The sequence below is a fragment of the Taibaiella lutea genome (assembly GCF_008629695.1).
Taxonomy (GTDB): domain Bacteria; phylum Bacteroidota; class Bacteroidia; order Chitinophagales; family Chitinophagaceae; genus Taibaiella; species Taibaiella lutea.
The window spans coordinates 903,409-924,726 of sequence record NZ_VWSH01000001.1; the positions used below are offsets into that span (position 1 = coordinate 903,409).

Here is a 21,318-nt window from a genome sequence, read left to right on the forward strand (position 1 = left end):
TTTCGCCCTTTCAGGGCTGTTTTTGAGGTGTCCCACACCTTCGAGGTGTGGGACACCTCAAAGGCCGGGTGCAGACATTCAACAGAATAGTTTTAAAAAAAATAATACATTCTTAAGACAGCGCATTTTATTTTTAAATGTTTTTCCGTTCCTTTGTTAAATAAAACAAAAATGTTTGTTTTACAGGAACGGATTTTTATTTTCGCAAAGTGATAATGTATAGCATCTGCGTTTATTTTATATCCCACCCAAAGAATGAAAGCCTTATCACTTCCTCCCCGGGATTTCCTGCCGATAATACCAATACTGTTTAATATCAGGGATTAACCATACCTGATGAAAATGTTTACTGAACGAACCTTAAAGTCCTTTGATCTTTACGTGCATGTGACATGCGAACTGTTTTTATGGTAATTGAGGAAATTGAGTAATAAAAAATAAATAAAGCATAAAATAAAATCTACAATTATGAGAAAAAAAGCATTGCTATCTGTTATGCTGCTCTGCGTTGCAGCTTTGCAGGGAAATGCCCAGCAAACGCTGAAAGGCGGCGCACCGGATACCAAACTTGCGCCGGGCCTGAGCGGCGACGGCAACCAGGGCAGTATTTACAGCCCCGACCTGTTTAACGGCACGGCGAATGTTTCGGTACCCATCTATTCCTACGGGGACAAGGGTATTTCATTGAGCTATAATACCGCCGGGGTAAAGGTGGATGAGCTAAGCGGTTCCGTGGGCCTGCACTGGAGCCTGAATGCGGGCGGCAGCATTACCCGTGTGATGAAGGATGTACCGGATGAAATCAATACTTATGACAGCTTGATACATACTACCGGAACCGGCAACGTGGGAGACTACAGCGTAGGCGTCAAGGGTAGATGGGCCCGGTATTTCGGCACCAATCCTTCTGACCCCAATGCTTATTTTCTGGATGGGGAAAGATATATGGATGACGAAAGCGACGATTTTATTTTTTCGGTGGGAGGGCTTTCCTTCACTTTTAATATCGGCCAGGACGGTTTTGTCTTTACCAACCCGCATACGAATATCAAAATAGACATACTGGTCAATGATGTCCCAGTAACTCATATGCCGCTTTCCAGCAACAACAACACGCTGAGCTTCAGGGTAAGGGATGCACAGGGAAACTGGTACTATTTTGTAAAGGGCGATGTAAGCTATAAGCATTATAACTCCACTTATGGCTCTGCAGAGCTTCAATACACCTCCCGCTGGGTGGTAAGTAAGATAGTTCAGAATAACGGCCTGGAAATTAATTACCTGTACAATGACACGCCCCTTTTTAACACCTCTACCAGCACTGCTCTCTACAATGCTTTTACGTCGGCAGAGCGCAGCGGTGTTGCACCTGTGACCGGAGCAAGCATTGTGCAGTCCAATACGCAGTATGTAAGCACCAAACAGATTGCTTCCATCAGCTACCCGGACAATACAACCGCCACTTTTACTTACCGGAGCGGCAGCCGCTGCGATGATCCTACAGGCGGGGCTTCCAATCCTGTACTGGAGCAGATAGAGGTGGCTCAGGTCGGTGCAGGGGTCCGTTATATCATGGACCAAGGCTATTCTCTTTCTACCAAGGACGGCCAGAATATACCGATGGAGATTGCGCTGGGTTCCTGTTATGATGTCAATACTACGGGCGACGATGATTACCGCTACCACAGGCTTATCTTGAAAGGCGTGCTTATTGCCGGTATAGGCAGCAGTGTAACAGAGCCTTATTATACTTTCGGTTATAAGCAACTGCGGTTGCCGCCAAGGTTCAGCGGCTCGCAGGATTATTACGGTTATTATAACGGCAAGGCGGTAAGCCAGAACGCCGGTATGCTCAGCATCCCTTCGCATTCGCCTAAATACGGTAACGGCGGCGCTTACGGTGTGGACAGGAACGATGACTTTGCTTTTGCTATGGCGGGCAACCTGATTTCCGTAAAGAATGCCTCCGGCGGCCTGACGGAATTTACTTATGAAGGCCATTCGCTCTCGAACGTAACTTCGGATGCGGGCATTACATTACCGACTGATGCTTATTTTTTCGGCGCAACGACCAATGACGGCGTAAGGCTCCAATCAGTAAAAATGTCCGACCCGCATTATCCGGGCGTTTATACCCGTCAGGATTACACGTACGATCAGGGCCAAAGGTTTATGCCGGGCGGCTATTTCGATTATCCTTACCGCAACGGCGGCAGCAATACGCTGTTCAACAACAGTTTTGTTTCCCCGCATCAGTTTGTAAACGGTTCCAACCACGGCTATACTACGGTAACTGTTGAAACAAAGAACCAGTCCGGCACATCGCTTTCCAAGCGGGAGATAATCTTTCAGAATATTTCAAGAACGGGAGGGACTTCCTATTATAAAACGGGCAGCAAAAATTATTTCCAGTATCCGTTTACCGACAAGCAATATATAAAGAATTGGGAAATAGGCCTGCCGCTGGTTGTCACCGAATATGACCAGTACGGCAATATCCTTTCCGTTACCAACAATGCTTATAATTCAGAGACGGACGATACTTCCGCCACCGGTAAAATCGGAAACCTGAAGATACTTGCCACCACAGATGCAAGCGGCTCCAACCCTGCAATAGTGGACAGCGAAAGCTACCGGCCCTTTACCGGCATCTCAAAGCTGATAAGCACCACAACGCAGAAATACATCAACGGGACAACTTTTATAACCGACCAGGTGACTTATAATTATGACGAACGCAATAACCCCATCAGCACCACCACGACCAATAGCCGGGGCGAGAAATTCATGCTAAAAAATATTTACAACTATGCTGTAAGCGGTCCCGGCGTAACAGACGGGGCACAACCCGGCACACTCTATGATATGACGGCTGCGGGACTGGAACTTAAAGTGGGCATGGAACGCTGGAAGCTGAACACTATAGGGCAGATGGATAAGCTTTTCGATGCGAGCATTACCTGCTTCCAATACCAGAGCGACAAAATCAATACCAAAAAGCTTTTTACGTTACGTTCAAAGGACCCTATCAGCTTTACCGGTTATACAGGCATCAGCATTGTTTCGAGTGCGAACCGATATAGCAAAATACTGGCAGCCTATAATACCACATCGCCTGTAGGAAGTTTCCAGCAGATGAGCGAGGTGCTGCAATATGATGCCAAAGGCAATCCTGTAGAAACAAAAATATCGGATCAGGCAATCTACAAATCCATGATATGGGATCCGGTAACCGGTGCTAAGGTAGCGGATGTAAGCAATGGACGGCTTAAAGACATAGGCTTTACCAGCTTTGAAAGTAATGCCGCCTCCACCGGTAACAGCAATGTCACCAACGGAAGATTTTCCTATAATGAATGGGGACTGCAAAACACAGCCGGTGCCATCAGTGGCAAGACGGTGTACAAACTGATAGCCCCGGGCTTTACCGCCAACAATGTAATTACTTCACCAACGCTTACTGCCGGCGTAACTTATATCCTGACTTTCTGGACAAAGGATTTTACGCCAACTATTTCCGGAGCGGGGCTTAGCAATATTGCATATACCAGTATCCATACGCTGAACAGCTGGACCCAATGGATGGCAACATTTACGCCTACGGCAAACGGCAGCCTTCAGCTTACTACTACGCAGCCATTGTATATAGATGAAATAAGGCTGTTCCCCAAAGGTTCACAGATGAGCAATGCCGTTTATGCACCGATGGCAGGCGCCACGTCAACCACGGATGCACAGGGGCGCATTACGTATTACCTGTATGATGCGCTTGGCAGGCAGACGGCGGTAAAGGATCAGGATGGCAATGTCATTTCAAAACAGGAACGCCATTTAGCACAATAGATCTTTTCATTGCTCAGGTGTCCCACACCTCAAAGGTGTGGGACACCTGAGCGGGATGAACGGAATTGTATTAGAAACAACTTAAAAATCACCTTTATGCGTTTAAAGCATTTATATATAATATTGCCGCTTTTATGTGCTGCGGGGGCAGGCAGGGCACAGACCAACAAGCCTATCCTGAGCCAGACAAGCCCTGCAGGCTCGGCAAGCAATGCATCCACACCGGCAGAGGTCAATACTACCGGAGACATCAGCTATATCAGGAGCTATGTGCCTTTGATACCGATAACCGATACGGCAGATGTCAACACCGGCAACCAGCCGGGCCTTATCAGGCAACAAACGGCTTACCTCGACGGTTTTATGCGTCCTTATCAGACAGTTACCCGTAACGCAGCGAATGTAAACGGGCAGGCAAGACACTTGGTGAATATTGCCTATAATTATCCCGCAGGGGAGCAAAGGAGCTACCTGCCCTATGCAGCGGGCAGCAGCGGGGTCCAAAGCAATGCCTTCCAGGCGCAGCAAACTTATTACAGCGGCCTATACCCGAATGAGGGTTATACGGGTTTCTCCAAAACAAAGAACACTTCGGATGCCGGCCAGTATTCGGTGACGGATTATGCGCCGGGCAAAAGCCAGGTAGGCCAGGACCGCGGAACGGTGCTGCAAAATATAAGCAATGCCGCCAATGAGATACTGATATGGGACTGGGACGAAGGCTCGGGCATGCCTGTGGCATCGGGTTATTACGCCGCGAAGCAGCTTTTCGGCAAGCAGATGACAGGGCCCTTTGAAGGCGCCGCTTATACTGCAACACAAAGCAAGACCTATACGGACAAGGATGGCAGGCTTATCCTTAAGATGGAAGCCGCTGATTACACCCTCATACCACCGTCCACTTATGTATCGGTATATAATTACACCTATTATGTTTATGACGCAAAGGGCAACCTTCGCTGCACCATTACACCCAAGGCTTTCAAGTATTACCAGGACAACAGCGGTGCACTCAGTACGGATGTGGTGAAGAATCTTTGCTTCCTGTACCAATATGACGACAAGGGAAGGCTGACAGTTGCACAGAAGCCCGGCGAGGACGGTTTTACTTATATGGTGTATGATGCCAAAGACAGGCCGGTGATGCGCCAGACGCCTAATGAAAGGCTTGAAAATAAATGGGAAGTTACTTTTTATGATGTGCTGAACAGGGTAAAGGCCAGTTCTGTATTTGCTGATAATGCCAATGCTTTCAACAGGGACCAGTGGCAGGGCGAACTGGATGGCGCTGCTGTAAACGGAGCAACAGGCGGTACGATACCTTACTATATCGGCACCGCTGCAGGCGAGGCGGAATACCCGGACGATAACATCAGCGACAATACAATGATGGCCTATACTTACTACGATGATTACAATACGGTTGACCCCAGCGGCAGTGAATGGGACAACCTGAACAACCAGCTTAATTTTACGGAAATGGTATCGTCTCCGGGCTCGGAAATGCCCGAACGCAGCATGAATGTGTATGGTGCGGTTACCGGCAGCATGGTGCGTATATTGCCTGCACCGGATGCGGATGCTTCTAAAACAGGGGACTGGCGCAAATCGGTTATATTTTACGACAGCAAGGGCAGGGCTACCTATAGCGGCAGCTCGGACCTGTATCAGGGCAATGTGATACATTTTAACCTAAGCGGCACGCAGTATGATTTTGCAAACAGGATGCTGCTGAACAAACATGCATGGTACAATGCCAACAGCGCAGATGCAGTGCAGGGGCATACCGAACTGACGAAATATACTTATGACGGTACCAGCGGCGCATTGCTTGACACCAAGCACCAGGTGGACGGCGGCACCTGGAATGCCATCAATACTTTTACTTACGACGATCTGGGCCGCGTGAAGCGCAAATCGCTGGGCGGCGGCGGCGAGGTGCAGGACATGGGCTACAATATACGCGGCCAGCTGACGGGCATCAACGGCACCTATGCCGAGACTGGCAACAAGGAAAACTACAGCCGCACTTTCGGCGAATCCATCAAATATGACTACGGCTTTGATAAAAACAGGATTGACGGCAAGATGGCCGGTATGATATGGAGGGGCAGCGATGCGGACCAGATGCTTGCCTATGGCTATGAATATACCCGCAACCAATTGCTGCAGTCGGCCGACTTCAATTACATTAAAAATAGCAACTGGATAAAAAATGACATGGACTACAGTGTCAGCGGGTTGAAATACGATGAAAACGGCAATATAACGGACATGGCCCAAAGGGGTACCAAACCGGTAGACGGGCCTGTAAATATGGACATACTGCACTATACCTATCAGCAGAACAGCAACCGCTTAAATGACGTGGTTGATAACGGCGGCGTGGCGGACTATGGGGCGGGCGACTTTCAGGACAACCCTGCGGAAAAAGATTATACCTATGACCCTAACGGCAACCTTACCACGGATGCCAACAAAGGTATCAGCCAGACCATCAGCTATACGTTTTTTAACAAGCCTGTAAATATAACAACGGGTAACGGCAATACTTTTGCCTACAGTTATGATGCGGCGGGCGGCAAGGTGCAGGAAATACTGGCCGACCAGCAGACGGGCACCGTTGTTACGGATTATATCGGCAATGCGGTGTATGAGAATGATTCACTTAAATACATACTGACAGCGGATGGACGCACCGTGTTTCAAACAGGTGTGGTGCTTCCTGTAAGGGAGGAGTTTTTTGTAAAAGACCACCTGGGCAATGTGCGCAGCACCATAAACGTAACAAGCTCGATGCCGAGGGACTACCTGGCGGATTATGAGATAGCCAGCGCCAACCTCGAAAACCTGATATTCGACAATATTGACGAATTGCGGGAAGTAAAGCCGGGCGGCGATGAAGACAACAGCATGGCGGCAAAGCTGAACGGGCGCGATGCAGCCAAGTCGGTGGGCAGCGCGCTGCTGCTGCATGTAATGGCGGGCGACAGGGTAAACATGAAGGTGAACGACTATTATGATTATTACGACCCTGAGCATGACAGTACCATAAATGCCGATGATATGATAGCCAATGTGATAACTGCGCTTAGCGGTGGCTATAACGGTTTTGAGGGCGAGAACCATAATACGAAGCTGGTGGGCGATATCTTTAACGGCAGCAACAGCAGCTTCTATAACGAGATAGTGCAGTCGCAGACGGACCTCTCGAAGCCGAGGGCTTACCTGAACTATGTGATGTTTGACGAGCATATGAATATCGTATCGGGCTCCAGCGGGGCCTTCCAGGCGGAGCATGAGGGCGGCTGGGGGCTGATAGGCACCACGGAGGCGATGGAGATGCCGGTGAACGGCTATATAGCGGTTTACCTGAGCAACAGGACGGTGCGGGATGTTTATTTTGACCGCCTGCAGGTGGAAGTGATAAAAGGTAATCTTTTGCAGGAGAACCATTATTACCCGCATGGGCTGCCGATTAAAGGGCTGGGCAGTGATGACCGCGACCTGATGGCACAGCGTCGTAAATACCAGAGTAATGAGTATATTCGCAGTGGGCTTGACTGGATGAGCTTTGGCGCAAGGCAGTACGACCCGCAGATAGGACGTTTCTTAAGCGTGGATCCTCTGGCGGCTTTTGGCGGACAGGACAGGTACAGCCCGTATGCGGCTATGGGTAACCAACCTGAAAGTGCAGTGGACCCGAATGGGTTACTACCTGATTATGGCCGCTTTGCACAGTTTACGAAAGGCGGTGCAGGACTGGGACCGGATGGTAGTGGGATAGCATCAGAGAGTTGGTTGAACGGTGGCGGTGGCGCTATGAACATGGCAACTATGTCGGGCATGGACCTTGATCCGCTAATGCTCTTTAATGCACAGCGTGCGTTTAATGTAATGGTAGCACAGATACAAGAGCGGGAACAGCAACAACAGGTCTATAGTACTATTAATGGAAATCTCAGTGCGGGTGGCATTAACTATAAAATTGAGAATGGGAAATGGGCCAAAGTATTTCCTGTCGGTTGTAATATTAGTTGGAAAAATCCATTTGAAGAAGGAAATTTGGATGGGACGATAGGCGGGAGAGATTCTGATAAGAAGAACGGAAGTAGCAGTAATAAATCTATTTCTTCTATTGGTCTGACTGTAAGTAAATTTGTAGCGTATGATAATGGAGAATCTGGAGGAGTTATTATTGATTTAGGATATAAGGATCCAGGAACTGGATATTCAGATTTTCAATGGGTTCAAACTATATGGACCGATAAAGCTGCAAAAGGGACAAATTCTCCGTATAATGATCCATATCCAGGTGATGATAATTTACCATTTTATTATACCTCGTCAGAAATGAAGGCTCATACTAATAAGGATGGTTTTGATTTAACATTCCATGATAATCCCGTACGTGATTTTGGATATAAAGATGCCACTTGGAGGGGGGAACTTTCATTAGTAGGTAAGAAAGGAATGTTTTATTATCCTATAGTGACAATTTCCTATGGTTTTCAAATAACTAATGGGGAACTTTCTTCCATATCAGCACCTCAGATTATCACACCTTCTTCCTTTGGAGTTAATTCCTTTATGTATAGAATTTTAATCAAACCTCTTTCTATTTATAATTTTTTCAAAAACTAATAATAATGAAATATCTAGCATTCATACTAATTGTCTTTTTATCATGTAATAATATAAAAGGACAAGAAAATTGTTACAATGGAATAATTAAATTTGAATATGCGGGCACTAATAGTGATAAACCTATCCGTTCAATTTTTATTACTGCAAATAATAAATTAAAGGCAGAAAATACGGATAAAGTAGATATGATCTATGTGTCAAACAAAACCTATAAAATTGTCGACCTTTTTGTAAAATCGAAACAAACAACAATTAAAAAAACTCTAACATTAACAGAAAGAGAATCATTGGGATTACTTATAAGTATTGAAGAAGATAATAAAAATAAAAAATATTCCTTGTTAAATAGAGGGGATGCTGTTATGTATCTCAATGAACTCAAGAAAAAGTTATTGATTGAAAATAGTCTGAATAAGCAGCAAGTTAACGCAATAATACAGAGTATAAATGTTTTTACTAAAAGGATAAATTGGTAATCACTTAATAGTCAAAGTAATATTAAAATAATGGTTGTTATTGGTAACATCAAATTAGTAATAGCAAGCAGAATTAAAAAAATGCCTTTCTTTTAATTAAATTTAATTTTCTCAGTTGCGTTCAAGAAAGTATTATGATTAAAAATCAATCAACGAGAAAAAAGTTGATGTAAAAGACAGGAATTATCCTGTCTTTTACATATTCAAGCCCAAAGAATGAATTATCGCCTTTGTCCATTATAGTGGAATGCTTCTATTTTTGATTGATATTTTATACTTTAGAGAATCAATAAATTGGTTTGGAAAAAGCGGGGTAGTACTAAGGGAACTCCCGGTGATATGTTTTCTGCCGGTTTTTCATCGTCCGGCATGTCTGCAGTAATGCTGAATACATTTTGGGATATTATTCCGCCAATGATTAAGCAACAAGTACTTGCTGATTATGAAAGTTACGGAAGACAACAGCAAAGCAAACAGGCTGCGAATGTGGTAGGTAATAGATTCAGAGAACTTGTGGATGCAATACTAGCTGGCAACTTCAACTTGTATTTAACCCAAAACTCTGCAGCACATTATACCATTAATGGCACTGAAGCATCGGGAGGGAAAATAAAGTATGCACAGGCGGAATCATACCTTGGAATAAATGTTTATGAAAAACAATGGATGCAAGGAGGAATTACTTTACCTCCATTTGGTATAATTGTTGAAAAGTATAATACAAACACAGCGCTTAAGCAGCATGAATATGGGCATAAATTAAATTACGACGAAAATGGTTTTACTAAATATTATAGGGACATTGCTATTCTAAGCTTATACAATACGTTTGAAAATAAATTGGATAAATGGTCTGGATCAAGTTTGTCAATTCCACATAAATATTATTTCTCTGAAACAGACGCCAATACGAGAGCACAAGAGTTCTTTGGGCCGACCGCACCAATTAATAACTGGCCTAATAATTCGCAAACCAGAGAAGCTGAATATCCCGTTGGAATAAGGGCAATGATGTATGCAGGATGGGGTATTACGGTATTTTTGGGAATGAGCACAATACATTAATATAATAATAAGCATCAATTTTATCAAAATAATTTATAATTAAAATCAGCTACATATTGAAAACCAAATCATTAATATTCCTAAGCTTTATTACAGTTTTAATAAGCTGTGAGTTAGTTGACAACAAGTTTACAATAATAAATAATTCACCAAATTTGATTAGTTATTATTTCACTAAAGATTCCACTGGAAAACTCGCTAATGAGTTTTATTCTACTTACTACTACACTACATCTAATGGCAAAATACCTAAAGAGTTTTATTTTATACAAAGTGGGAATAAAGGAACAATTGAAACTTTAGGAGAATGGGATACAGATACTAGTAGTTTTGATAATGGGACAGCTTATATTTACATTATAGATTCAATAAATATTGGAAGAGAAGACACATTAACAATGAATAAATTGATACGGAAATACTCTGTTACAATAGATTATTTAAAAGCAAAAAATTGGGTTTTCGAAGTAAAATAAACAAGTAGTACTAGCAAGTAATATTTATAATTGAAAATCTATCAATGCAGACAGCGTTTGATATAGAAGAAGACAGGATAATTCCTGTCTTCTTCTATATTTAGTGTTATAAGTTTGAAAAATGAAACTATCGCCTTTGTCCATTATAGTGGAATGCTTCCTTTTTTGATTGATAGTTTATAATTTAGTAAGAGAATATATGGGGAAAAGACTAATTAGCACATTTGAATTTCTATATTATTGTTTATATAGAATGTTTACATTAATAAAACGCGTTGGCGAACGAGATGAAAATATAGCTTCTTGGTTTTATTCACTTTTATTGACAACAAATGTAATAGCACTTTCCTTTCCATTGAAGTTTATAATACCTAAAGGTTATTTCACCCCGTATCCTTATAATTATTTAATTAATATGCTTCTTGCTTCTATATTTTTAATTCTCTATTTATTATGCAGATATTATTTTTTAAAAAAGAATAATTATAAAAGAATAATTAACGATAATGAACATAAGTATAAAGGCAGAAACAGACAAATGGCGCTAGTAGGAATTGCATATTCTCTTTTTACGTTTATTAGTTTTATTGGATTAGCCATATGGCTTAGCCGATAGTTTGCAGTTAGGCTTATGTATTAGCGACCAAAAGAGAACACATGATTGAAAATCGACCAACAAGAAGAAAAAGCTGAGGTAAAAGAAGACAGGATAATCCCCGTCTTCTTTTATTTTTATAATTCACTTAAAGAATAAAATTATTGTCTTTGTCCATTATAGTGGAATGCTTTCTTTTTTGATTAATGTTTTATACTTTAGAGAACAGAATAAATACAATTTTAACTTCTGTCAGTTTCCATAATTGGAATTGAGGACAGGCAAATAATTAACATAAACAATAATTACATATTTGTTTTAGGACATATTTCTATAAGGTCAAACTATTTATTATGGAAAAGATTATTAGAGCTCCAATGCTTCGATTATTGGTTTTTGGAGCAGTAGTTATAATTTTTATAGGATGGATTGTGATTTCCAAAATTCATGGTTCAAAAACCGAACAGAATTTTTATGAACAAAGTTTTAAAACGACTGTCGTGAGTTCAAATTCTTACTATAACAGGTCAATTGAATTTCATTTGAAAAATGGTTTAAAACTTTATTTTATGCCTTCTGATAAAAATGGTATTGAAATAGGTGATTCCATAGGAAAAAAAGGAAAAACATACTTATATGATGTCTACAGGAAAAGTGATAATGGGCAATATAAATTTTGGGCTACTTATAATTTTGAAGAATCACTTTAATAAAACGTAAAAGTTACAATATTATTCAAAATATGAAACGAAGACTGACTACAATAATCATTTTACTAATTAGTTATAGCTTTAGTATAGGATGTCACGTTAACACTTCTTATGACAATAAAAATTATTTGAATGGAACATCATTGCCGTGTTTGCGGATTATATATTGAAGATGCTCCATGGGGAGAAGATGGTAAATCTCCTACATACGAGATCTGTCCTTGTTGCGGCGTTGAATTTGGAAATGAAGATTACATTTTAGAGTCTGTCAGAAGTTACCGTAAGAAATGGCTTGATAATGGAACAAATTGGTTCATTAATAAAGCAAAGCCTTTGAATTGGACACCTGAAGAACAATTAACTTTAATTCCTGAGGATTGGTATTAGGAGTGGGGTAATATATCAGAGTTAGTGATGACGAATCAAAAGAGAACAGATGATTTAAAATCAGCTAACAAGAAGAAAAAGTTGAGGTAAAAGAAGACAGGATAATCCCTCGTCTTCTTTTATTTTTATAACTCACTTAAAGAATAAAATTATTGTCTTTGTCCATTATAGTGGAATGCTTTCTTTTTTGATTAATAGTTGATACTTTAGTAAGAGAATAAAAGACATGGAACTATATTAGCAATAAACCCAGATGCATTTTTATCCAGGGGGATGGCAAGGAGCAGCAACGGATCAGAGTATAATAATAAACGAAACCCAAAAAAGTGGTTCCAAACTTTAACTTGTGTAACGATGCCAAAGGCTGATAAATAAGAAAATGAAAAAAGCATATTATTATTTGTATTATAAGATATGTAAGGCATTCAGTAAAGACGACCATCCTTTGTTTTCTGTAGGCTTTAGGGCTGATGTGGTTGTAATGGCGCTTAAAATATGGACAGCAATTTCTTTATATTCTTATTTAAGTATTTTGCTTGGTTATAGAATAAAGTTATCCATTACAGAACCGTTAGGTCTTATTCCTATTGCTTTAGCATTAGGTTCTACCTTATACTTTTTTACTTTTTCAAATAAATGGAAGCCCTATTTTGAGGAGTTTGAGAAGCTGCCCAAGCGAAAGAACTTAATTGGAGGCATAATAGTGTGGGGTGTTGCTATACTTAGCTTTATTAATTTTATTATTTCTGTAAATCTGATGAAAAATTCTCTTAGATAGAGTGGAAAATTTCGCCCCGCAATTTCGTCCCCGCAGCGTCTCCCGAAGGGGGGGTAATGTTTCAGAATTGGCGTTACTTAAAAAGGGTATCATAAAGTGCTTGTTTTCAATAGAAACCAAAGTGATTTTATAAATAAAAGGTGGATATAATTATCTGCCTTTTATATTTTCAGGTAATAATTTTACACCTCTAATGAAGATAAAGTATCCTCATGTATCAGATATGGCGTTGAACAAAAATGTGTTCATTGCCAATCGACATATATTATCAAAAGTGGCAAAACACCTGATAAGAAACAACGGTTTCTTTGTAAATCCTGCAATAAAAGGTTCTTAGGTACTTATTTCTATATCGCCTGTCAACCCGATATTAATCAGCAAATAATTATTGGGATAGGTTTGGGAGGCGGGTTTTGGATAGGTGGGCAAAAATCAATATACTCCAGCAGCCATTCCAATAGGTAAATAATATTATAAATATGTCTTTTAAAAAAATACCTTTAATATTAAAAATATTGGGATTGTTACCAATAATAGCCGTAATAATAAAAATTTATACTTCAATTGACAATGAAAGTGAAAACGCAAAAAGATTCTATAATCAAAGTTTCTCTGCAATTGTAAGTTCTAATTCTTATGAGGGCAGGTCAATTGAGTTCCACCTTAATAATGGGTTAAAAGTATATTTTTGGCCATCATCTTCATTAGATGAAAAAATAGCTATAGGTGATTCTATTAAAAAAGAGGATAGTACTTATCTCTACTTTGTTTATCGGAAAGAAAACGACAATAAATATAAATACCTCAGTTCTTACGATTTTAAAAAAATAGAATAGTCGATTGTTATTTTAATATACTTAATCATGGAATTAAGACCACACAATCCGGAGGTCTGGATGTAGATTAGCAATAGCTTAATAAAATTCATAAAATGATTACCGGATATTTAATTGTCAGAAAAGTAGATGCTGTTGAAGTACATGAAAATAATTTCCTGAAACCCTATAATAATACTATCTACTATCACGGGATAGATCGCTTAATGTGGGGTGATATAGATAATTATTTATTTAAAGGGGGCACACTTGACAATAATGCACTAAATGAATACAAATCAATTGTAGATTCAGGAAATGACGGTTCATTCTTAAATTTGGCTAACACATTGAACTCAGCTGAAGTTTTGTTAAACCACAATAATGCCGTTGCATTAAATAATGAAATCATTGCGATAGAATCTTCATTTCTGAATGTAATCAAACCAAAAATACAAGAAACGCCTCCCATTTATTGGATGGGCTATGATCTTGTTTTGTTAGGAGGGTGGTCGCTTATCAGGCATGGCATTTTTGAAAACAATATGCTTTCATTGCTTAATAATACAAAGCTAAACAGATATGGATTATTTGATAATCCTGATTCTATATCCGGTTTCCTCGATGAATATAATCTCCTGTCTGATAATAATAAGGTCGATAAAATTATAGATTCTCTTATATTAGATACAATAAAAGTTGGCAAGCCGATTATTGATGCAAACTTGTAAATATTCGACACAGGTAATATATCAGAGTTAGTGATGGTGCCCATTAGCGGACGTTTATATTGAAATCAATCAACGGAAGAAAAAGTTGATGTAAAGAAGACAGGATAATCCCCTGTCTTTTTTTTAAATTATATCGCAATTGATTGCCAACTTCTTCCATTATAGTGGAATGCTTCCTTTTTTGATTAATAGTTGATATCTTAGGAAATCGATAAATTGGTTTGGAAATAGCGGCCAAAAGCCCGCAACCGCCGTATGGTAACGTAATTTTTGATCTAACTAAACCTTAAATAAACAAAGATGAAATATAAAAATATAGTTTTGGTAATTATTCTTTTTCTTTTTGCATTTAATAGTAATGCCCAACAGGCGAATTATAATGCATGTCAAATGATTAAAAAAGAATTGGAATCATTTATTGATACAATGAAATTAGAAAAAAGGGATAATGGGAAACATAGCGTTTACGTCCTTGATATTCTTGATGACAAGCCCGAATATATAGAATTCAAAATAAATAGCTTTAGCGATGTACATTATTTAGAACGTATAACCTGGAATCATTTTGCAATCGTAGATTCAGAAATAGTTTTAATTTGTAATTTACCTTTGCAATCAATATCGTTAATTCAATGTCTTTCTGCTCAAATGATTTCCAGAGAAAACACAGCCCTTGTAAAGCAAAAACTATACGATAAGAATATTCTAATTATAGGGGCAGAAATGCAAAAGATAGGCATAATTAAAGAAGGTAAATTAAATGTGGTAATTTATCCCAGTCGTGGATAATAGTGACCCAAAGAAAAACATTAGATTTAAAATTAATCAACAAGAAGTGTTGATGTAAAGAAGACAGGATAATCCCTGTCTTCTTTATTTTTAATGATATAGCAATGAAATTCTCACTTTGTCCATTATAGTGGAATGCTTCCTTTTTTGATTAATGTTTTATACTTTAGTAAGCACTACATTTTAAGTTATATTAAAATCGCAATAGTATGAAAATTATATTCTTATTGATATCGATGTCATTTTCTGTTTCTTTTTATGGACAAGAAATGACCTCTGTTGTTGATAGCAATACAAAGTCAGAAATAATAAAGAGATTGATATCAAATAAAGAAAATGCGATGTTTAAATACCTTTATCAAGATTTATCCTACAAATCTAAAATGATTAGGGTGTTCAATGCAGCTGTTATTGTGGATAACAAAGATAGCGTGTCTTTCAACTATGATTTTGTAAAGAATGTCAAAATAAGGTCGGCAAATGATTATTTAATATATAATATAGGCAATAAAGGAAGATTGAAAATTTTAGCTTCGTATTCTATTGATTCAACTGATATAAATTTGTATCCGCCACTCTCTGTCAAAGAATCTTTTTTAACTGATATAGAAAAGTACTACAATATTGATAGTGTTATATTTTTAGCTTTATATGGCGTTAATGGGATTTGCATTATGACTGAAAATGAAATATGGATTGTAAACGGAAATGAAAGGACTGATTTGAAAACTTATGTAAAAGAAAATTATTCCACTTTGGGCGAACTTCGAAATCTCTTTTTATTAAAGAAGTAATCAGAATTAAAAAATTTGATTGAATCAATTAATAAGAAAAATGTTGACTTTAAAAAAAAAGACAGGGTATTTCCTGTCTTTTTTTATTTTTAATGATGTCGCAATTAATTACCAATATCCATTATAGTGGAATGCTTCCTTTTTTGATTAATATTTTATATTTTAGTAAGAGGATAGGAGCAATTTAAAGTTGAAGAAACATGGGAAAAAGACTATTAAATACATTTGAATTCCTATACTATTGCCTATATAGAATGTTCGCATTGGTGAAAAGAGTAGGAGTAAAAGACGAGGACCTGGCTTCTTTCTTATATTCGTTGTTACTTTTTTTAAACACAAGTATCATATTGGGATTTTTGTTGAAATACACTTTTCCGAAAGGTTTATTAACTTCTAATGGCCTATTTGTAAGATTGGTATTAGCTTTTCCATTCTTAATCTGGTATCTTATATGTAGACATTATTTTTTGAAAAGAAAAAATTGTGAAAGGATAATAGCTTACAATGAACGAAAGTACAACGGAAGAAATAGACAGTTGGCTCTTATTGGAATCGGATATTTTATTCTTACAATTATCGCATTTATGAGTTTAATGAGGTGATTGAATAATAGCGGAATGCTTCCTTTTTTGATTGATATTTTATACTTAGTAAGAGATAAGAAAGACATGAAAACAATATTATTTAATTTGTTGTGTTTAGTTTGTTTAAGCAATTGTTTTGCTCAAACCAATAATACTGAAGGTATTTTTATTGGGCAGGCCTTCAGTGTAAGAAATTATAAAAATATTATTGCAAAGAGTAAAGCATCCGTTACTAAAATGCAAAATATTCTAAAAATTGACGGTTTGTTTTTAAAAACAAGCGTAGTTAATGAAAGGACATATTCCTGTTTGCGAAAATATATTTTAGAACATTGTGTTAGCACGGATAAATCTAAATCGAAAAATATAAATTCTGTAATTATACGTGTTTTGAGTAATAGCGGGCAACAAGTATGTTACCTTATTGACAAGGAAGAAATTGTTCCATATATTAACGACCTTAAGAAACAGATTAAAGCAATAACTAAAAAAGGTGAAAATAAAGATCTATTCGAGATCTTTGAGAGTATATTAAGGATAACTAATTATGTGCCCAAATAATATAATCAAATACATTTGATTTATAACGTGTTCTGACAAGAGAACAAATTGGTTCATTAATAAAGCAAAGCCTTTGAATTGGACACTTGAAGAACAATTAACTTTAATTCCTGATGATTGGTATTAGAAGTACTGAAGTAATTATTCTCATAGAAGTAGTAATTCTTACCAAAATGAAAAATACATTCCTATTAATTGCCTTGCTCATTTCCTTCACTTTTGCTTCTGCACAAAAAGGAGGTTTTTTAGCGCCGATAAAAATTGTACATGCCGGGCCAAGTGATGCATTTATTCTTCCTGTCGTTATCGTACCTTCTGATTACGAATATGATAATAATGATGATTCTTTAGCTGTTATTATAAATGAGATAACAATTAATAAAGTAGATAAGGATGTATATTTATTCATCCGGAAATATTTTAATGAGCATAAATACAATGTAAAGAACGTAACATCATCAAGCTTTAATCCGGGTTCTTGTGTCATTTATGAAGAGCAAGTTAATAACGATAGGAAATACTATATGTGCGGAGATCAATCCGCATCCGTAAAGTATTTAGAGAAATTTGTATCTGTATTAAAAACAAATCAGAAGTTCAGAAAAGAGGACATTGAGAAATTGATTAATAATCTGAATGTTTTTATAAGCGCGATACGCCCAAGGCTGTAAGGCATTTCTTTACTTAAAGCATTTGGAATTTAAATTTATCATACTGAAAAGGCTTATCATCTGTTTATTCTTATTCAAAAACTGACGGACAAGAAATCGGACAATGCTATACTGACATGATTGACATTTAGCTAATAATTATATTTTCATTAGATGAAATACTGTTTTGCAATTTTAATTTTTTCTATACTTTTCTATAGTTGTGAAACAAATCAGGATGTCTTAAAGGAAAAAATAATGCCTTTGAGTTTCGAAGGTATTGTTTACGAAAAATTTCTGGATTCAAATGACAGAATGACTCCAAAGGTTAGCTTGATGGTAGGAAATGTCTGCCCGATCTATGCTTACGATGCCTGGGATTATATTCAAATAGGCGATAGTTTATCCAAACCTGCGGGAAGTCTAAAACATACTATTTATAGGAAGGGCTCACTACCTGTTTCCTTTTATCCGAAAATGGATGGTAAGGAGGTTAGATAATATATTGGCATCACTGTTGAAAAATGTTTGTAATAAATTTAAACTCCATCTTTAATGGCATTTATATTGGTACTGATTTTGTCAATTGTGTGGATTTTCGTAGCAGGATTTATTCTTCCAAACTGGCACCTGAAATTAATAACAAAAAGATTTATTGTCCCTTATTTTGAAAACAAGAAAGTTTCGTTTTCATATATCAGGCCTGTTCCGTTTTCGATTCCAAGAGATAAAGGTGATTTTAATAACGAAATAATTATAAATCCCTTTTATGATACAAGGTTCAACAAAAAGAAATATTACTTTGTATTTTATTTGACTAATACCGGAGATGAAAAAAGAATAACGGCAAAAGTGTCATATAACTTTTACGGATTTCCCAAGGGTGTGGAATTTTATCCTGAAATCCCTTAGCGACTCATTAATATAAAGCTATGTTGCAAGCCTTTATAATTGTTATAAATCAGGATTTTCTTAACTGTTTCAGAAGAAGCATTTTTCTTAATTGCATGTTGCGGAATTGATTGTTGCTGTAATATATAAGCCGACAGCCAGCATGCAAAGGCAACAGCGGTGGGATATTCGCCGCTCATGTGCTTGAACCTTGCTACAGATATATGCTGAGGCAATTCATTTTCAACGGCATCATAAAATGGCTGTAAACGTATATCACCGTTTTCTCCGCTTAATAGCACATCAATGTTTTCACCGGGTTGCAAATGCCTTTCTAAAAAATGGCGCAGGCGATCTATAACAATATTTATATCAGCGGCCTGAAAAAATTGAGTGGCATCAAGACGGGCAACAGCATTTTGCGGGGATATGCCTGCCAGAAACATGACGGCACCTTCTCCTGCAATGCTCCCTGCTGTAGCTGAATCATAGAGGGCTTTATTTGAAACAGGCTCTTTCTTATAGCTTCCATCCAGGATTTCAATATTGTAATTTGCGCTTGAAATTTCATCTACTGCGCCCAGTAAATAACGGTTGGAAGGATTTTCTTTCAAAAGCATATCCACATCCATTATTGCATTTTCAAATGCAGCCGCACGATGCACATGGGTGGTATTATAACCGGTGTTCCGGCTCATCATACCCAGCTGTCCGGCAACGGCGTTATTGGTGCTCTGAACAAAATTACCGGGCGTGAGCATGCCTTCATTGTATTCCACTATCTGATCGAGGAATTTGATACAGTCTTCCATGCCGCCGTTTGCCGTTCCGATAATAATGCCATCCGGATTTTCTTTAACAAGGGGCAAACCTGCGCCCACACCAATCCTTACCGCTTTACCCATTCTGCGCAGCAAAGCAGGGGCAATGCCTTCGTAACGTGTTTCCACCACTTTCAATTTGCCTTCTTCCGCATCGTTCAGTATATTCAAATCAATATCCTGAAAGGTCTGTTGCGGCGAAATGCAGCTATGCTGATAGATATAAAACATAGGGATCAGTATTTGGAAAATATCAGAGAAGAACAATTACCGCCAAAGCCGAATGAGTTTGACATTACATGCCGGACATTCATTTGCTGTCTGTTTTGTAATGGTATAAGGTTTGTTTCTGTTATTCCATTTTCAAAATTCAGGTGCGGAAAAACTTCCTGCTGTTCAATATTCAGGATGCTGTAAACAGCTTCTATGGCACCCGCAGCGCCAAGTGTATGCCCGATATTGGATTTTGTAGAAGTGAAGGGCGGAATATTTTCAAACAAGCGTAAGATGGCTTTGCTTTCGCACAAGTCATTATTCTCCGTTCCTGTGCCATGTACATTGATAAAGCTGATATCTTTTGACTGAAGTCCTGCAATACCTAATGCCTTTTTCATAGCGATATAAGGACCATCTCCTTCGTCGGACAAAGAAGAAGGATGAAAGGCATCGTTTGAATTTGCAAAACCTGTCAGCTCTGCGTACACCTTTTTACCATTTAAATCCTCTTCCTTTTCTAAAATCAAAAAAGCCGCGCCTTCCCCTAAATTCAATCCTTTACGCTTCTGGTCAAAGGGTTTGCAAAGTTTATCAGACAGAATATGCAATGCATTGAATCCATTGACGGTAAACTTGGCGAGGCTATCGAAACCGCCTACTATAGCGCGTTTCGCAAAGCCATGCTGCATGAGCCTGGCGCCATACATAATGGCATTGGCAGCGGAAGAGCAGGCCGTATTTATGGTATTGGCAATGCCATTCATCTTATAATGCTGTTGCAAAAAAATATTGACGGAGGCACAATCATAAGAAGTCAGGTATTCAGAACCGTTTTCCCCGGCTTTGGAATCATGGTATAATTCATCGGTCAGGCACATGCCTCCTACCGTAGTTCCCCCAATCAATGCCGTATCGGAGGAGGACAGTTCCTCCCTACTCCATTCCGCATCCTTTATAGCTTCGTTACAGGCATGTAATGCCAGAAGGCTTGTTCTGGTAATACCTTTTGTATGAATATCGAGTTCGCTTTTTAAGGCTTCGCTGCTCCATTTAACTTCGCCGAAAGGCAGTGTGGAAGCATATTTAGAATCGAGAAAAGAAGATGTACCTATGCCGCATTTCCCTTCGCGGAGGGATACAAGGTTTTCGGCTACAGAATTTCCTATAGCGCTTATTACTCCCATTCCTGTAACAAAAATCCTTGCCAAGCTTTAAACGGTCTTATGTTGTTCAATGTAATCGGCCATGGTATTCACATCTGTCAATACTTTGCGGCCATCTTTCGGGTCTTTGATTTCTATGCCGTATACCCTGTGCAGCATTACTATCAATTCAAAAGAATCAATAGAATCCAATCCGAGGCCTTCTCCGAACAAAGGCTCGTCATCTTTGATGTCTTCAGGTTTGGTATCCAGGAGATTCAGGTATTTAATGATATTCTCTTTTATCTGCAATTTCAAATCATCTCTTTCCATTGATATGGTTATTG

20 protein-coding genes are annotated in these 21,318 nt (G+C 38.6%); 17 read left to right on the forward strand and 3 right to left on the reverse strand.

Going from position 1 to position 21,318, the window contains the following annotated elements; all coding sequences use genetic code 11:
• Nucleotides 1-468 precede the first annotated feature (468 nt).
• The 17 genes from F0919_RS03830 to F0919_RS03910 all read left to right on the forward strand — a co-directional run bounded on the left by F0919_RS03830 (nucleotide 469) and on the right by F0919_RS03910 (nucleotide 18,813).
• Nucleotides 469-3,843 carry an RHS repeat protein gene (locus tag F0919_RS03830; RefSeq protein ID WP_150031387.1) on the forward strand — a complete coding sequence of 1,125 codons (3,375 nt, stop codon included), beginning with the start codon at nucleotides 469-471 and terminating at the stop codon, nucleotides 3,841-3,843.
• A 96-nt stretch (nucleotides 3,844-3,939) separates the two neighbouring features.
• A complete protein-coding gene (locus F0919_RS03835; RefSeq protein WP_150031388.1) occupies nucleotides 3,940-8,487 on the forward strand; it encodes an RHS repeat protein in 4,548 nt (1,515 codons plus the stop codon).
• A 5-nt stretch (nucleotides 8,488-8,492) separates the two neighbouring features.
• Nucleotides 8,493-8,966 (forward strand): hypothetical protein, encoded by a 474-nt coding sequence (locus F0919_RS03840; RefSeq protein ID WP_150031389.1) that lies wholly within the window; start codon nucleotides 8,493-8,495, stop codon nucleotides 8,964-8,966.
• Nucleotides 8,967-9,335: 369 nt separating this feature from the next.
• Nucleotides 9,336-10,031, forward strand: a complete 696-nt coding sequence (locus F0919_RS03845) for a hypothetical protein (protein WP_190277249.1) — start codon at nucleotides 9,336-9,338, stop codon at nucleotides 10,029-10,031.
• Between the two features lie 56 nt (nucleotides 10,032-10,087).
• Entirely contained in the window at nucleotides 10,088-10,507 is a 420-nt protein-coding gene (locus F0919_RS03850; RefSeq protein WP_150031391.1) for a hypothetical protein, read from the forward strand.
• A 948-nt stretch (nucleotides 10,508-11,455) separates the two neighbouring features.
• On the forward strand, nucleotides 11,456-11,812 hold the full coding sequence (locus F0919_RS03855; protein ID WP_150031392.1) for a hypothetical protein: 357 nt from the start codon (nucleotides 11,456-11,458) through the stop codon (nucleotides 11,810-11,812).
• Nucleotides 11,813-11,944: 132 nt separating this feature from the next.
• Nucleotides 11,945-12,199 carry a hypothetical protein gene (locus F0919_RS03860; protein ID WP_150031393.1) on the forward strand — a complete coding sequence of 85 codons (255 nt, stop codon included), beginning with the start codon at nucleotides 11,945-11,947 and terminating at the stop codon, nucleotides 12,197-12,199.
• A 379-nt stretch (nucleotides 12,200-12,578) separates the two neighbouring features.
• The gene (locus tag F0919_RS03865) at nucleotides 12,579-12,977 is read left to right on the forward strand and encodes a hypothetical protein (RefSeq protein WP_150031394.1); all 399 of its coding nucleotides are present in this window, start codon (nucleotides 12,579-12,581) and stop codon (nucleotides 12,975-12,977) included.
• Nucleotides 12,978-13,193: 216 nt separating this feature from the next.
• Nucleotides 13,194-13,442, forward strand: coding sequence for an IS1 family transposase (locus F0919_RS18805; protein WP_150032097.1), 249 nt, complete (start codon nucleotides 13,194-13,196; stop codon nucleotides 13,440-13,442).
• A 14-nt stretch (nucleotides 13,443-13,456) separates the two neighbouring features.
• Nucleotides 13,457-13,813 carry a hypothetical protein gene (locus F0919_RS03875; protein ID WP_150031395.1) on the forward strand — a complete coding sequence of 119 codons (357 nt, stop codon included), beginning with the start codon at nucleotides 13,457-13,459 and terminating at the stop codon, nucleotides 13,811-13,813.
• Between the two features lie 95 nt (nucleotides 13,814-13,908).
• Nucleotides 13,909-14,523, forward strand: coding sequence for a hypothetical protein (locus F0919_RS03880; protein ID WP_150031396.1), 615 nt, complete (start codon nucleotides 13,909-13,911; stop codon nucleotides 14,521-14,523).
• A 300-nt stretch (nucleotides 14,524-14,823) separates the two neighbouring features.
• Nucleotides 14,824-15,312 (forward strand): hypothetical protein, encoded by a 489-nt coding sequence (locus tag F0919_RS03885; protein WP_150031397.1) that lies wholly within the window; start codon nucleotides 14,824-14,826, stop codon nucleotides 15,310-15,312.
• Nucleotides 15,313-15,521: 209 nt separating this feature from the next.
• On the forward strand, nucleotides 15,522-16,106 hold the full coding sequence (locus F0919_RS03890) for a hypothetical protein (RefSeq protein WP_150031398.1): 585 nt from the start codon (nucleotides 15,522-15,524) through the stop codon (nucleotides 16,104-16,106).
• Between the two features lie 617 nt (nucleotides 16,107-16,723).
• Entirely contained in the window at nucleotides 16,724-17,251 is a 528-nt protein-coding gene (locus F0919_RS03895; RefSeq protein WP_150031399.1) for a hypothetical protein, read from the forward strand.
• Between the two features lie 173 nt (nucleotides 17,252-17,424).
• Complete coding sequence (locus F0919_RS03900; protein ID WP_150031400.1) at nucleotides 17,425-17,922, forward strand: hypothetical protein; 498 nt, start codon at nucleotides 17,425-17,427, stop codon at nucleotides 17,920-17,922.
• Nucleotides 17,923-18,159: 237 nt separating this feature from the next.
• Complete coding sequence (locus F0919_RS03905) at nucleotides 18,160-18,402, forward strand: hypothetical protein (protein WP_150031401.1); 243 nt, start codon at nucleotides 18,160-18,162, stop codon at nucleotides 18,400-18,402.
• Nucleotides 18,403-18,456: 54 nt separating this feature from the next.
• Nucleotides 18,457-18,813 carry a hypothetical protein gene (locus F0919_RS03910; RefSeq protein WP_150031402.1) on the forward strand — a complete coding sequence of 119 codons (357 nt, stop codon included), beginning with the start codon at nucleotides 18,457-18,459 and terminating at the stop codon, nucleotides 18,811-18,813.
• Here the strand turns inward: F0919_RS03910 and F0919_RS03915 are convergent.
• The 3 genes from F0919_RS03915 to F0919_RS03925 are packed head-to-tail and all read right to left on the reverse strand — an operon-like array spanning nucleotide 18,810 to nucleotide 21,304.
• Nucleotides 18,810-19,844 (reverse strand): beta-ketoacyl synthase chain length factor, encoded by a 1,035-nt coding sequence (locus F0919_RS03915; protein WP_150031403.1) that lies wholly within the window; start codon nucleotides 19,842-19,844, stop codon nucleotides 18,810-18,812. The genes F0919_RS03910 and F0919_RS03915 overlap by 4 nt on opposite strands.
• 5 nt (nucleotides 19,845-19,849) lie before the next feature.
• Nucleotides 19,850-21,037, reverse strand: a complete 1,188-nt coding sequence (locus F0919_RS03920) for a beta-ketoacyl-[acyl-carrier-protein] synthase family protein (protein WP_150031404.1) — start codon at nucleotides 21,035-21,037, stop codon at nucleotides 19,850-19,852.
• Between the two features lie 3 nt (nucleotides 21,038-21,040).
• On the reverse strand, nucleotides 21,041-21,304 hold the full coding sequence (locus F0919_RS03925) for a phosphopantetheine-binding protein (RefSeq protein WP_150031405.1): 264 nt from the start codon (nucleotides 21,302-21,304) through the stop codon (nucleotides 21,041-21,043).
• Between the last annotated feature and the right edge of the window lie 14 nt (nucleotides 21,305-21,318).

Excerpts from the sequence above, each read along its gene's own strand:
- F0919_RS03830 (WP_150031387.1), top strand. The coding sequence starts at position 469 with ATGAGAAAAAAAGCATTGCTATCTGTTATGCTGCTCTGCGTTGCAGCT.
- F0919_RS03835 (WP_150031388.1), top strand. The coding sequence starts at position 3,940 with ATGCGTTTAAAGCATTTATATATAATATTGCCGCTTTTATGTGCTGCG.
- F0919_RS03840 (WP_150031389.1), top strand. The coding sequence starts at position 8,493 with ATGAAATATCTAGCATTCATACTAATTGTCTTTTTATCATGTAATAAT.
- F0919_RS03845 (WP_190277249.1), top strand. The coding sequence starts at position 9,336 with ATGTCTGCAGTAATGCTGAATACATTTTGGGATATTATTCCGCCAATG.
- F0919_RS03855 (WP_150031392.1), top strand. The coding sequence starts at position 11,456 with ATGGAAAAGATTATTAGAGCTCCAATGCTTCGATTATTGGTTTTTGGA.
- F0919_RS03860 (WP_150031393.1), top strand. The coding sequence starts at position 11,945 with ATGGAACATCATTGCCGTGTTTGCGGATTATATATTGAAGATGCTCCA.
- F0919_RS03865 (WP_150031394.1), top strand. The coding sequence starts at position 12,579 with ATGAAAAAAGCATATTATTATTTGTATTATAAGATATGTAAGGCATTC.
- F0919_RS03875 (WP_150031395.1), top strand. The coding sequence starts at position 13,457 with ATGTCTTTTAAAAAAATACCTTTAATATTAAAAATATTGGGATTGTTA.
- F0919_RS03880 (WP_150031396.1), top strand. The coding sequence starts at position 13,909 with ATGATTACCGGATATTTAATTGTCAGAAAAGTAGATGCTGTTGAAGTA.
- F0919_RS03885 (WP_150031397.1), top strand. The coding sequence starts at position 14,824 with ATGAAATATAAAAATATAGTTTTGGTAATTATTCTTTTTCTTTTTGCA.
- F0919_RS03890 (WP_150031398.1), top strand. The coding sequence starts at position 15,522 with ATGAAAATTATATTCTTATTGATATCGATGTCATTTTCTGTTTCTTTT.
- F0919_RS03895 (WP_150031399.1), top strand. The coding sequence starts at position 16,724 with ATGCTTCCTTTTTTGATTGATATTTTATACTTAGTAAGAGATAAGAAA.
- F0919_RS03900 (WP_150031400.1), top strand. The coding sequence starts at position 17,425 with ATGAAAAATACATTCCTATTAATTGCCTTGCTCATTTCCTTCACTTTT.
- F0919_RS03905 (WP_150031401.1), top strand. The coding sequence starts at position 18,160 with ATGCCTTTGAGTTTCGAAGGTATTGTTTACGAAAAATTTCTGGATTCA.
- F0919_RS03910 (WP_150031402.1), top strand. The coding sequence starts at position 18,457 with ATGGCATTTATATTGGTACTGATTTTGTCAATTGTGTGGATTTTCGTA.
- F0919_RS03915 (WP_150031403.1), bottom strand. The coding sequence starts at position 19,844 with ATGTTTTATATCTATCAGCATAGCTGCATTTCGCCGCAACAGACCTTT.
- F0919_RS03925 (WP_150031405.1), bottom strand. The coding sequence starts at position 21,304 with ATGGAAAGAGATGATTTGAAATTGCAGATAAAAGAGAATATCATTAAA.